Genomic DNA, 11,835 nt, shown 5'->3' with positions numbered 1-11,835 from the left:
ACTCCCCGCGCCTCGCCGCACCAAACGCGGTGTCCGACAGGCTTGACGCACGCTCGGCACGACACAAACCCCGGGAAAGCTCGCCTCCGCCCCGCTGCGCATGACAGGCTGCACCCATGGTCGGCCAGGATCACGACACCCACGAGCCCAGCAGGACGGGCGGGCCTGAGACACCGGACGCCGCGCGCGGCGTGGAGGATGACGAGGTACGCCGCAAGTTCCTGGAGACTCTCCAACGTAAGCAGCGGCACCACCAGGCACGGCATCTCGCTGGCGGTGCCAGCTACGCCGAGCCGAAGCTGCGAGAAGGCGCCGGCCCGGCGCGCGCTCGCCGTGAGTTCCGACGCAAGAGGGGGAGCTGAGCGCCCGCCTCACCCAGGTGGCGGCTCCAGGGGCGGGTTCGCCCGCGCCGTCGCCCGGCCGAGCCCGCCGGTCAGGCCACGCCGCCACGGAACCACGCCTTCCATCTCGATCTGGAGCGAGAAGCTGAGCAGGGTCCGGATCACCACGACCAGCCCCAGGCCCGCCACGTTCTCGAGCGTCGGCGCGACGGCGACGGTCCTGATCAGGTCGGCCGCCACCAGGATCTCCACGGCGAGGAGAAGCACGCCACCGAAGGATTCCCGGAGCGCGTGATACCCCTGTCGGCCTTCCCCACTGCGCCGCCAGATGCGCGCCGCAAGCACGAGAGACCACACCAGACCGACGAGGAGGACGACGACTCCGAGCCCGTCGAAACCTCGGGCGGCCCAGCTCATCACCTCGGTGAACGTCACACGGTGCCCATTTCCCGCGTCTCGTCCCACCATCCGCCCGCGCCCGGTGGTCAGCTGGATGCGCTGTCCGCACTGACCGGGCCACTCGGCCGACCCGCGGCACCGTCACCCGACTGTGCCGCGTCGTGATGGGTGAAACCAGCGATGAACTCCTCCAGCGCCGCGTCCACGCCAGCACGGTCACCGGTGGCGAGCAGGTCGAGAAGGAGGCCGCGCACGACCGCCAGGCCGAGTCGGGCCCGGGCCGGCGCCGACTCCGCCGGGACGCCCAAGGTCCGGACGAGCTCGGTGAGCGGCGCCAGCCAGCTCTCGACGACACCGTCGAGGAGCGGTGCCGCCCCCGGGTCGCGCTGGAGCGCGTGGCCGTAGAGCTCGAAGAACAGTCGCTCGTACCGAGCCATGGCCGGATCGGCCAGCCGAGCCCAGAAGCGCCGGGTCAACTCGGCCGCCGCGGCGACACCGTCGACGTTGGCGTCGAGCTCTCGCTCGAGCTCCGCCAGCGCCTGGCGTTGCCGCCGTTCCACCTCCCGGACCACCTCGACGAGCAGGCCCTCTTTGGAGCCGAAGTGGTAGAGCAGCATGCGGTGGCTGGTGCCGAGCTCGGCGGCGAGCCGCCTCAGGGTGAGGTTGTTGACGCCGTTCTCCGCGACGTACTCGATCGCTCCTGCCAGCAGTCGCTGTCGCGCGTCACCCACCGTGTCTCCTCACGATCGCCTCTGTACCATCTGGTACATGTACCACATGGTTCACCCGCGGAGGGGGCAGTGAAACGGCAGCACATCGACGTCCGCGCGCACACCACCGCGCACCCCGACACCGTGTACGCCTTGCTTCGCGACGGCGCCAGCTGGCCTCAGTGGTCCCCCATCGGATCCTTCGAGCTGGAACAGCCCGCGGACGGCGAGGATCCGGAGGGGGTCGGCGCTATCCGGGTCTTCCGCAGCCGCTGGCGCGGGAGCAAGGTCACCAGCCGCGAACAGGTCGTGGAGCTCGTGCCCGGGCGCAGGTTCAGCTACGCCTTCCTCTCCGGGCTGCCGCTCCGCGACTACCGGGCCGACGTCGACCTCGAACCCACCGAGGGCGGCACGACCATCCACTGGCGCTCGTCCTTCCTGCCGAAGCTGCCTGGGACCGGCTGGCTCTACCGGCGGATCTTGACGGAGTTCATCGAGGCCTGTGCCTCAGGGCTGGCCGAGCACGCGGCGAGGCAGGACGCGCCGCGCCGCGGCTGACTCCGCACGGCAGCACCGCCAACCCTCACAGCGGACCGACCCGGCCATGATCGCCAGGCACGTCGTGACGAGCCGGCCCAGCCCCGAGCGCCCCGTGACCGGGCCAGCCGCACTCGCGCATTCCCCCCGAATCGACCCATAGTTCGTTACGATCCGTCGCGGGGTACTTTCCATCTGTCACTTCTTCCGCCAGGGCGTGAGCGGGGGGTTATGTGAGGGCAATCGGCCAGCCGCGGACCGCCACCCGCACGGCAGTCGCCGCGCGGGTGCGGCTCGGGGTCGTCATCCTCACGATGGGCGACCGACCTGCCGAGCTCACCGCGCTCCTCAAGTCCGTCCTGGCCCAGGCGGGCCCTCCGATGCGGATCGTCGTCGTCGGTAATGGCACGACGCTGCCGCAGCTGCCGGCAGGCGTCCAGGGCATCGTGATCCCGCGGAACATCGGCGTGGCGGGAGGCCGCAACGCCGCGTTGACGGCGCTTCGAGTCTCGAACGACGTGGACGTCGTCATGTTCCTCGACGACGACGGGTACCTGCCTGACCCCTATGCCGCGGAAAAGGTGCGCGCCGCGTTCGCCGCCGACCCCAAGCTCGGCATCATCAGCTTTCGCATCGTCGACGAGACCGGCGCCACACAGCGCCGTCACGTCCCGCGGCTTCGCGCGAGCGACCCGCTCCGGCCGTCACAGGTCACGACCTTCCTCGGTGGCGGGAGCGCGGTTCGTATGGCTGTGTTCGACCAGGCCGGTGACTGGCCAACGGACTACTTCTTCGCGCACGAGGAGACCGACGTCGCGTGGCGCGCGCTCGACGCGGGCTGGCGCATCGACTACCGCCCGGACATCGTGCTTCGCCACCCGCGGACCTCGCCAACCCGCCACGCGCTCTACTACCGGCTCAACGCGCGGAACCGGGTCTGGCTCGCACGACGCAACCTTCCCGCCGTCCTGGTGCCGATCTACCTCGGCATGTGGATCCTCATCACGCTCGTCCGTCGCCCGCCACTGGCCGGACTGCGCGCCTGGTTCGGCGGCTTCATCGAGGGCTGGACCTCACCCTGCGGACCGCGGCGCCCCCTGCGCTGGCGGACGGTGTGGCGGATGACCATGCTCGGGCGACCACCCATCGTCTGACGGCGTCTGCCTGACGACTGTCTGACGGCGTCTGCCTGACGGTCCCGTCTGACGGGGCCCGTCCAACGGTGTCTGTCCAACGGGGTCACCCCGCGTCACCGTCCGCGCCGAAGTTCGCACCTTGGTGGACGTGGCGTCGACGCCGGTTCGTCCACAGGAGCTCGCGGGTAGACGCTCGGCAGGTGCCCTCCGGGGCGCACATCACGCAAGGAGGAACGTCATGGGTGCCCGCGAGAAGGCGAAGCACAAGGCGGAGAAGGCCAAGGCCAAGGATCGTGCCGCACAAGAGCAGCAGATGCGGGACGACCAGGCCAGGTCCGGCATGAACGAGTCCGGCGCCCGCGACGCGGCCGACCGGGCTCGGGAGGCGATCAGCGAGTAACGTCTCGCCCTTCGCTCATCCCCTGCCTCGCTCGTGCCCCGGGCGAGGCAAGGGGCGTCTGCGACTCAGGATCCGTGGCTGCCCCGCCTCAGACGTTTCCTCCTTGCGGTTCACCGGCCTCGAACGGCCAGGCCGCCGGGGCACGCGCATCCGGGATGACACGCTCGGCTGTCTCGATGTGGATACCGGACGAGTCGATGACGAACGGCCGAACCGCCAGGTCGTGGTCTGAGCCGCGGACTTGCGGGATCGCGATCGACCGCTCGAGCCGCCCGTCCCACTCCCGGTAGTGGAGCAGGATGAGCACGTCGATGAGACTCGACAACCCGCTCGGTCCTGCCGCTCCGAACAGCGCGCCCGGTCGGAGCAGCGACGAGGTGAGCAACGACGTCACCGCGTGCTCGCGAAGAACGGTGGTCAGCGCCACCACGAGGTCGAGGGCGCTCTGCCGAGGAGCGATCCGGGCGAGCGCCGACAGCGGGTCCAGGACGAACCGGTCGGGACGAAACTCCTCGATGTCGCGCTTCAGCGTCAGGAAGTGCTCCTCGAGGGACTCGGCCTCCGGATAGGTCGCGCGCAACCGCAGCTGTCCGGTGCGCTCCATCGCGGGTATGTCCACGCCCCATCCGGCCGCGTCCCGAACGACCCGCGCCCGCGACTCGTCGAAGGTGACCAACAGGCAGCGCTCTCCCGTCCGGAACGCCGTGGCGAGGAAGTGGAACGCCAGCAGCGTCTTGCCGCTTCCCGCGGGACCGCGCACCAACGCGATGGCGTCCCGGAAGAGGCCGCCCCCGCACATGTCATCGAGCTCGGCGACACCGGTCGAGACCCGCTCGGTCGACGCCTGACCTCGCGACGACATGAAGGCGAGGGGAAGCACCGTGACGCCTCGCCGCGGGTCGATCGTGAACAACCACTCACCGGTGTGGTGGGGAGCGCCCCGGAACTTCACGACCTCGACCGTGCGACGCCGGCGTTCCTCGTCCAAGACGTTGCGCAGCACGAGGACGTTGTCGAGCACGAACTCCTCGACACCGTGGAGGGAAATCCCGTCGTACTCCTCCCTCCGTTCCGAGGTCATCATCGCCGTGACGCCCATGCGAGCCAGCGCTTGGGCAATGCGGACGAGCTCGACCCGCACGTACCGCTTGTCGGGAAGGGTGGCGAAGAGCGCACCCAAGGAATCGATGACGAGGCGTTTGGCGTGCGTGCGCTCGACCACGCGCTGGATGCGCGCGACGAGAGCTCCGAAGTCATACCTGCCGACGACCTCCACGCTGTCGGTGAGGTCCGTCGGCACCTCGAGAAACTCCCATCGTCCCTCGCGTTCCCACTCCTCGATCGGAAAGCCGAACTCAAGCAGGCACGCCCGGATCACCGGGGCGCTCTCCTCGAAAGTGACGAAGACGCCCGGCTCGCCGAACTCCGCGATCCCGTGCGCGAGAAACTCCATCGCGACCACGGTCTTCCCGCTCCCCGACGTCCCCGTGACGAGCGTGGTCCGCCCCGAGGGAAGACCCCCCATCATCACCTCGTCCAGGCCGCTGATCCCGGTCGGCGTCCGGTCGAGCTGAGCTTGTGCACTGATCATGTCCACCACAGCTCCCCATAGGGCTCGCCTACCGCCGGTAGGCCGAGCGCGGCGGCTGTGCGGGCGGAGTCCGAAAGGTCACCTATCACCCGACGCTGCGGGATGACCCCCTGGCGGACGACGGTCGGTGTGGCGACGATGCTCTCGGTCTCTGCCAGATCGGGACGCTCGGAGACATCGATGACCTCGATCTCGTACCTCCCGGGCACGTAGGTCTCGCACACCGCCGTGAGATTCGCGACCGCTGCCTCCGAGCGCTCGGTGTGGCCGGCGACATAAACCCGAAACTTGTACCTCATCACGACGGACCGCCACTTCCCTCCGATGGCCGGCCGAAGCTGACCACAACGGTCCCCGTCGCCTCGCGGCGTACTCCCCGCACAACGTCTCCACGCCCGCGAGACCTTCCCGGTCCCCATACCCACCAGACCGTGGTCCCACCCTGGCACTTCCTCTCGTCACGACCGGTCCTCGACAGAGCCAGCTCGACAGCCAGCCACCCACGCCCGGGGCGCCCCGTGTCGTCGCGAGATCGTGACCAGCCGCAAGAGCCCACACCGGGCACCGGCGTGAAATTGGCGATAACGAGGAGACATCTCTGACGGAAAAATGGACAGGACGACCGACTGCCTCACGCGTCGACCCGGAAATTCGACGCCCTCCCGTGGGTCCACCAGCCGAAATCTCGAACGCCGTGTGTGGAACGGGGTCCGATTGAGGTCACGGGCTGGCCCGCTATCAGGCCGGGCGATACGCTCACGAGCGCCGACATCACCATCAGACTCCGGTCGGCGCCGCTCAGCGGCGTCGAGACACATCTGAATACGTCCGCCACGCCTGACGACAAGCTGAATCCGGGACAACGACACAGGGCTCGCACGGGAAGTCCTCAGGATTCACCGGCCCTCGGCCAGCTGCCTGATGTGCGGCCTCTTCGTGTCTTCGAGCGCTTGGAGGCTTCACGAGCATGGCGCAGATTAGCAGGAGGTCCGTTCTCAAGAAGGCTGCCGCGGTGGGAGCGAGCCTGGCGGGATCGTCTCTGCTCTCCGGCTGTGGCAGAGCCCCGAACTTCAACCGCGGAGCGAAGAAGAAGCTCAGCTTCTGGGCCTTCACGGACACGCGCATCGCCTGGCAACAGCGAGCGTTCGAGCTCTATAAGCGGCTCAAGAACCCCGACTTCGAGATCGAGTGGCTGATTCTGCCCTATCGGCAGATGCACGACCAGCTCCTGGTCACCGCACAGGCCCGCTCGGGCGGACCCGACATCGCTGACGTGGAGATCAGCCAGTTCGCCCGCTACATCAAAGGTGACGTCCTGTTCGTCGACCTCAAGCCCAAGCTGGTCGAGATGGGCGAGTGGGACAACCTCTACCACCCGTCGGCGACCGACCCCTGGACCTGGCAGGGAAAGGTTTATGGCATCGGGAACGAGCTCAACGCCTGTCTGCTGAGCTACCGCTGGGACATATGGGAAAAGGCCGGCGTCAACACCGAGATTCAGACCTGGGACGAGTTCGTCGAGGAGGCCAAGCGTTTCCACCGGGACACCGGCAACTACCTGATCGACCAGCAGTACCTGGACTGGGGCCAGTGGTGGCTCATGACGCTCCAGCAGGGCGGCGGCTTCTTCGACGAGAAGGGCCAACCGGTCCTCGACAGCGAGAAGAGTCTGCGCACTCTCACCTGGATGCAGCAAGCCCTCAAGGATGGTTGGTCGACCCACCGCCCCCAAGGACACAGCTACAACATCGCGCTGGAGGAGGGACGCATCGCCTCCCTGCTAGGTCCCTCGTGGCAGTTCAGTGGCTTCATCCAACAGAACATCCCCAAGACCAAAGGCAAGTGGCACCTCATGCCGTTCCCGCGCTGGAGCGAGGGCGGCTCGCGAACGGCGACCCAGGGCGGCACCGGCGTCGCCGTCTTGAACACCAGTGAGTTCATCGAGGAGGCGCTGGACTTCGTGCTCTTCGAGCACACCAACGTCGAGGCGTTGCTGGGGGACTTCGAGCTGCGCCAGGTCTGGCCGACCTACCGACCGGCCTTCGACGCCCCCGTGCTGACCCAGCCGATGGAGTTCTTCGACGGTCAGCGAGTCGGCAGCCTCATCAACGAGGTGTCACCGGAGATCAACACGACCTATGTCTCGCCGTTCTGGCCCGAGACCACCAGTGTCTTCGTGCGTCACGGACTGACGCCTCCTCTCCAGGACCTCGACATGTCGCCGAAGGACGCACTGGCACGGGCCCAACAGAAGGCGCTCGACGCCATCGAGTTCGCCACGGCCTAGCGGGAAAGGACCACGCCCATGTCAGCCTCGACACTCGCGTCCACTCTCGGCCGGCCCTTCCAGCCGGCCCGGGAGTGGTGGTGGCGTCGCCAGCGTCAGATCGCTCCGTACCTCTTCATCTCCCCCTTCTTCATTCTCTTTCTCATCTTCGGCTTGTACCCGATCCTCTATTCCTTCTGGCTCAGCTTCACCAAGGGCTTCGGGTTCGAGGAACGGTCGTTCGCCGGACTCACCAACTACCTGCACCTGTTCAGCGACGAGCGCTTCGCCCTCGCGATGCGGAACACCACGTTCTACGCCATCGGCAGCATCGTCCTCATCGGCGGCTTGTCGCTTCTGCTGGCGTTGGCGATCAACTCCCGGTGGGTGCGGTGGAAGACCTTCTTTCGCACCGCGTTCTTCTTCCCCGTCCTCACCTCCGAGGTGGTCATCGCCGTCATCGCCGCCCGCGTTTTCGACGAGCAGTACGGCCTGCTCAACTTCGGCCTCAACAGGATCGGGCTCGACTCGGTCGCCTGGCTGACCGACCGCGGCATCGTGATGTTCACCATCGTCCTGATGGGGCTGTGGACGTGGACGGGCATCAACGCGCTGTACTGGATGGCCGGGCTCAACGGCATTGACAACGATCTCTACGAGGCCGCGGCGATCGACGGAGCAGGACGCTGGCAGTCGTTCCGGTACATCACGATGCCGTTGCTCCGTCCCATCGCGCTCTTCGTGGTGCTCCAGGCGATCATCGGCTCGTACAACCTCTTCGCGCTGCCGTTGCTGCTGACCGACGGCGGCGGTCCGGCCGACGCCTCGCTCACCGTGACGCTCTACATCTACAACCAGGGCTTCCAGTTCTTCAACGTCGGCTACGCCAGCGCGATCGCCTACGTGATGACGTTCTTCTTGCTGATCGTCTCGGCCATCAACATCAAGCTTTTCGGCGGCTGGGCGTCACCCGGCGACTAGCGGACGCACTGGCTCGGACACGGAGAGGACGCCACGGACATGGCGGTAGTGGACAAGGAAGTACAGGCGTCGAGGCGACACTACGCGGTTCGAGTGCGACGCGACCGGCCGCCACGTTGGTGGCTGACGCTCGCCGGCATCGTCGTCCTGCACCTCGTGCTGCTCGCCGGCGTCACGGTCGAGGTTGTGCCCTACCTCTACATGGCGTTCGGAGCGTTCAAGCCCCAGGAGGAGATCTTCTCGTCCGACCTCACCCTGCTCCCCCGGGTGTGGACGCTGTCGAACATGGAGGCGCTGGTCACCGGCTTCCCCGTGCTGCGATGGATCTTCAACACGGCCGTCGTCGCGGTGAGCGGGACGGTCCTGGCCGTCCTGCTCGCCTCGCTCGCCGGGTTCGCCTTCGCCAAGCATGACTTCCGGTTCAAGAACGTGCTGCTCGTCATCATGCTGACGACGATCCTGCTGCCCACGCAGGTGCTGCTCGTCCCGCAGTTCGAGATCATGCGGACGTTCGGCTGGTTCAACACCTACGAAGGGCTCATCGTTCCGCGAGCGGTCACCGCGTTCGGCATCATCCTCATGCGGCAGTACACCCTGGCGGTTCCCAACGAGCTGCTGGACGCCGCCCGCGTCGACGGAGCGACGGAGTTCCGCATCTGGTGGCGGATCGTCCTGCCGCTGGTGCGTCCCGGCCTGGCGGTCCTCGGCATCTTGACGTTCCTCACCTTGTGGAACGACTTCTTCTGGCCCTTGGTGATCACCACGGACCCGGACATGTTCGTCCTCAACCTGGGGATCTCGTCGCTCGTCGGCCCCTACGACTACCGGTACGGCATGCTGCTTTCGGGAGCCTTGGTGGCCTCGCTGCCGGTGATCCTCGTGTTCATCTTCTTCCAGCGGCAGTTCGTCGCCGGCTTGACCCGTGGTGCCCTCAAGTAGGCCGAGCGTGGTCACGACGCCGGCCAGACCGCGAGCTCGCCGGGCGAGCGCGACCCGGATGCCGAGGCGCTAGAACGTCGTGGTGAGCTCGACGGTCTGGCCCGTCGCGGCAGACCGGTAGGCGGACTCGATGATGTCGATGACGTGGCGGGCGTGCTCGGCGGTGACCACGGTCGGGATGTCGTCGCGAACCCAGTCGACGAGCTGCATGATGTCTTCGAACACGTGCTGCTCGTCGATGTGCCGATGAGGCCCCACGACGTGTGGCAGCAGCCACTGCAGGCCGAGGACTCCAGGAGCCTGGCGGGCGATCTCGTGGCCGGGGAACTCCAACGGACGGCCGTTCATCTCCAGCCCGAGGATCGCACCCTTCGTCCCGAAGTAGTTGCCGGTGAAGCCACGGTTGATCGTGCCGGCCGCCGTGCCGTAGGCGAACGCGAACAACCCGTCGCCGAAGTCGAGCAGCATGACCGTGTTGTCGTCGGCGTCGCACGGGACCGTCGTGCCGTGGAACGTGCGCTCTCGGATGCGTGTCGCGGACATCGCGCTGACCCGTCGCACCGGCCCCAGGATGGAGGTCAGACCGTGCAGACTGTAGACCGTCATGTCGTACAGCGGGCCGCCTCCGGGTTTGCGGAAGTACCACGACGGGTCGATGGGGGTACCCTGCGCGAGGCGCTCGGGTTCGTCCTCGTGGTAGGTGCCGAACGCCGCTCCACACGTCGCCCAGCACAGGGTGCCGATCGCGCCGTCGGCGAGAAGCTCCTTGATGTAGGTGTTGTGCGGCCGTAGGGCCTCGCCCGGTGAGGCGACGATCTTCAAACCGCGATCGCGTGCCCGCTCGATGAGGTCGGTCGCCTCAGCCACCGTCGTCGTCATGGTCTTGTTGACGTGGACGTGCTTGCCCGCGTCGAGCGCCATCCGGCACTGCTCGTAGTGCAGACCGATCGGGGAGGCGATGGTGACGATGTCCACGTCCCCGTGCTCCAGCAGCTCCTCGTAGCTCTCGTACGCGCGGGGGACACCGAACCTCGCGGCGACCTCCGCCGCGCGTCCGGGCACCGGGTCGCACACCGCCTGCGGGCGAACCCGATCGTGCACGTCCTCCTGGCTCAAGTGCGGGAGGATGCCGCGTTGCACGAGCGTGCCCGCGCCGACGACACCGATCCGCAACGGCTCCGTCACAGCGCCACCCTTCTTCTCGACACTGGTCTTCTCGACACTCGGCTTCTCGACACTGCTCTTTTCGACACTGAACTTCTCGACACAGACTCGACGCCCCTGGGCTCAGGGCGCCGAGCGCGCGCTCACCAGTTCGTGAACGACCCGTCCGCGCGGCGGAACAGCGGGAGACGCGCACTGCCGTCGAACCGCCGCGCCAGCGCGGCGTCACGGTCCAGCTCGACACCGAGTCCCGGCGCGTCACCGGGCACCAGCGCGCCGTCGCGGAACTCGAACGCCTGCACCGGGAAGACCTCGGCGTCAACGCCTGGTCGATAGGGCTGCTCTTGGACGCCGAACGGGGTGAGCGCGAGATTGAAGTGGAGGCACGCGGCGGTGCTCACGACACCGAGCGGATTGTGCACCGCGACCCGGATGTCGTGCGCCTCGCACATGGCCGCCACCTTGAGCGCCTCGGTGATACCGCCGACGTTGCACAGGTCGATCCGGGCGTAGTCGATGAGCTCCTCTTCGAGGAGCGGCCGGAACGCGGTCTTGGAGTCGAGTTGCTCGCCGGCCGCGAGCGGCACCCGTGACGCCTGGCGCAGGCGGCGGTAGCCCTCCAGGTACTCCGAGCGGAGCGCGTCCTCGACAAAGTAGGGCCGCTGGTCAGCGATCGCGTCACAGAACCACACCGCCTCCGGCAGGCCGAAACGCGTGTGGACGTCGACGAGGAGCTCGACGTCATCCCCGAGCGCGTCGCGCAGCGCCTCCATGCGCCGGGCCGCGCGGCGAGCCGACCGGCCGGGCTCCAGAACGCCGTCCTCGTCGTCCGGGCTGAACCGCAGGTACCGCCAGCCCTCCGCGACCGCCGCCCGCGCCGCCTCCACCGCGTCGTGGTGACCCTCTGGATCGTCGTGCGTGCGGCGGCCTCCTCGCAGGTGGGTGTAGCACGGCACCTGGTCGCGCACTCGCCCGCCGAGCAGGTTGTACAGCGGCTGGCCGAGCGCCTTCCCCTTGATGTCCCAGAGCGCGATGTCGATCGCGGAGACGACGGAGGCCAGCACACCTCGTGCGGGGAAGAAGGTCCCGCGGGTCATGACCTGCCACAGGTGCTCGGTGCGGAACGGGTCCTGCCCCAGGACGAGCTCCCGCAGTTGCTGGCACGCTCCGACCTCGGCCTGCTCATGGCCGGACAGGCCGGCCTCGCCGACCCCGGTGATGCCCTCGTCGGTGTCGACGGCGACCAGCAGGTACGGACGTCGCTCACCCTGGACCGGATACGCCGTCACATCGGTGATCTTCATGCGAGGCCTTCCACGACGCGGTCCCACGGTTCCTGTGCGTGGACGCTAGCAACGGGGGACAGAGCGT

13 protein-coding genes are annotated in these 11,835 nt (G+C 67.7%); 7 read left to right on the top strand and 6 right to left on the bottom strand.

From position 1 onward, the window contains the following. Window positions 1-116 precede the first annotated feature (116 nt). Window positions 117-362: a DUF5302 family protein gene (locus tag DFJ64_RS12095; RefSeq protein ID WP_115850548.1), complete on the top strand. Its 246-nt coding sequence runs from the start codon at window positions 117-119 to the stop codon at window positions 360-362. Window positions 363-371: 9 nt separating this feature from the next. Here the strand turns inward: DFJ64_RS12095 and DFJ64_RS12090 are convergent, their stop codons facing one another. Both DFJ64_RS12090 and DFJ64_RS12085 read right to left on the bottom strand, forming a co-directional pair. Continuing rightward, window positions 372-776 (bottom strand): DUF1622 domain-containing protein, encoded by a 405-nt coding sequence (locus tag DFJ64_RS12090; RefSeq protein WP_115850547.1) that lies wholly within the window; start codon window positions 774-776, stop codon window positions 372-374. A gap of 50 nt (window positions 777-826) precedes the next feature. Next, the gene (locus DFJ64_RS12085) at window positions 827-1,471 is read right to left on the bottom strand and encodes a TetR/AcrR family transcriptional regulator (RefSeq protein ID WP_115850546.1); all 645 of its coding nucleotides are present in this window, start codon (window positions 1,469-1,471) and stop codon (window positions 827-829) included. Between the two features lie 69 nt (window positions 1,472-1,540). Here DFJ64_RS12085 and DFJ64_RS12080 point away from each other — a divergent pair, with 69 nt between their 5' ends. From DFJ64_RS12080 to DFJ64_RS19480, 3 genes are all read left to right on the top strand, one after another. Then, window positions 1,541-2,008, top strand: a complete 468-nt coding sequence (locus DFJ64_RS12080; RefSeq protein ID WP_211310590.1) for an SRPBCC family protein — start codon at window positions 1,541-1,543, stop codon at window positions 2,006-2,008. 212 nt (window positions 2,009-2,220) lie between these two features. Continuing rightward, window positions 2,221-3,141: a glycosyltransferase family 2 protein gene (locus DFJ64_RS12075; protein ID WP_245941089.1), complete on the top strand. Its 921-nt coding sequence runs from the start codon at window positions 2,221-2,223 to the stop codon at window positions 3,139-3,141. 220 nt (window positions 3,142-3,361) lie between these two features. After that, entirely contained in the window at window positions 3,362-3,523 is a 162-nt protein-coding gene (locus DFJ64_RS19480) for a hypothetical protein (protein ID WP_170152596.1), read from the top strand. Window positions 3,524-3,611: 88 nt separating this feature from the next. Here DFJ64_RS19480 and kaiC read toward each other — a convergent pair whose 3' ends face one another. Together kaiC and DFJ64_RS12065 are read right to left on the bottom strand one after the other, a co-directional pair. Continuing rightward, entirely contained in the window at window positions 3,612-5,114 is a 1,503-nt protein-coding gene (gene kaiC, locus DFJ64_RS12070; RefSeq protein WP_115850544.1) for a circadian clock protein KaiC, read from the bottom strand. Next, window positions 5,111-5,413 (bottom strand): circadian clock KaiB family protein, encoded by a 303-nt coding sequence (locus tag DFJ64_RS12065; protein ID WP_115850543.1) that lies wholly within the window; start codon window positions 5,411-5,413, stop codon window positions 5,111-5,113. Before DFJ64_RS12065 ends, kaiC begins: the two co-directional genes overlap by 4 nt. 668 nt (window positions 5,414-6,081) lie before the next feature. Here DFJ64_RS12065 and DFJ64_RS12060 point away from each other — a divergent pair. The 3 genes from DFJ64_RS12060 to DFJ64_RS12050 are packed head-to-tail and all read left to right on the top strand — an operon-like array spanning window position 6,082 to window position 9,300. Continuing rightward, window positions 6,082-7,401, top strand: a complete 1,320-nt coding sequence (locus tag DFJ64_RS12060) for an ABC transporter substrate-binding protein (RefSeq protein ID WP_115850542.1) — start codon at window positions 6,082-6,084, stop codon at window positions 7,399-7,401. Window positions 7,402-7,419: 18 nt separating this feature from the next. After that, window positions 7,420-8,361 carry a carbohydrate ABC transporter permease gene (locus DFJ64_RS12055; RefSeq protein WP_115850541.1) on the top strand — a complete coding sequence of 314 codons (942 nt, stop codon included), beginning with the start codon at window positions 7,420-7,422 and terminating at the stop codon, window positions 8,359-8,361. 39 nt (window positions 8,362-8,400) lie between these two features. Next, window positions 8,401-9,300, top strand: coding sequence for a carbohydrate ABC transporter permease (locus DFJ64_RS12050; protein WP_115850540.1), 900 nt, complete (start codon window positions 8,401-8,403; stop codon window positions 9,298-9,300). 69 nt (window positions 9,301-9,369) lie between these two features. Here the strand turns inward: DFJ64_RS12050 and DFJ64_RS12045 are convergent, their stop codons facing one another. Both DFJ64_RS12045 and DFJ64_RS12040 read right to left on the bottom strand, forming a co-directional pair. Continuing rightward, the gene (locus DFJ64_RS12045) at window positions 9,370-10,485 is read right to left on the bottom strand and encodes a Gfo/Idh/MocA family protein (protein WP_115850539.1); all 1,116 of its coding nucleotides are present in this window, start codon (window positions 10,483-10,485) and stop codon (window positions 9,370-9,372) included. 122 nt (window positions 10,486-10,607) lie between these two features. Further along, window positions 10,608-11,768 carry a mandelate racemase/muconate lactonizing enzyme family protein gene (locus tag DFJ64_RS12040; RefSeq protein WP_115850538.1) on the bottom strand — a complete coding sequence of 387 codons (1,161 nt, stop codon included), beginning with the start codon at window positions 11,766-11,768 and terminating at the stop codon, window positions 10,608-10,610. Window positions 11,769-11,835: the final 67 nt, after the last annotated feature.

Origin of the sequence: Thermasporomyces composti, assembly GCF_003386795.1 — a bacterium.
Taxonomy (GTDB): Bacteria; Actinomycetota; Actinomycetes; order Propionibacteriales; family Actinopolymorphaceae; genus Thermasporomyces; species Thermasporomyces composti.
The sequence above is the reverse complement of the archived record's forward strand: the minus strand, read 5'-3'. Positions and strand labels throughout refer to the sequence as shown.